The following is a 374-nucleotide window of genomic DNA, read 5'->3' on the forward strand; positions in this document are numbered from 1 at the left end:
ATCGATCACCACCCGCTCGCGTGGCAGGTGGTCGGGGAAGGTCTGACGCTCGGGACGCTTGCGCGTAAATCCACCTACCGTCGTCGTCTTCGCCACGGCCCGTTCCGCCGCCAGTTCGTCCTCGGTGGCGTCGGCTTCCAGTTCTTCGAACGTCAGCGCCAGCTGCTCGATCAGGCGCGACGAACGCTCCGACCGCTGGCCGTAGATTTGATGCTTCAGCTTGGCGATCTGCAGCTTCTGCTGGGCGATCAGCGCCTCGTCTTCAGATGCCTTCGCGCGGGCGACTGCAAGTTCAGCGGCGATCTCCAAACCCTTCGCGCGCTCGGCTGCCAGCGCCGCTTTCAGGGCGGCAATGTCATCCGGAGCGGCATCGC

1 protein-coding gene is annotated in these 374 nt (G+C 65.2%); it reads right to left on the reverse strand.

Annotation, left to right across the window (positions count from 1 at the left end):
* A partial coding sequence (locus tag K3F49_RS39080) for a transposase (protein ID WP_234686164.1) occupies positions 1–374 on the reverse strand: 374 nt, incomplete at both ends.

The organism is Bradyrhizobium monzae, from assembly GCF_021458635.1.
In the GTDB taxonomy this organism is placed as follows: domain Bacteria; phylum Pseudomonadota; class Alphaproteobacteria; order Rhizobiales; family Xanthobacteraceae; genus Bradyrhizobium.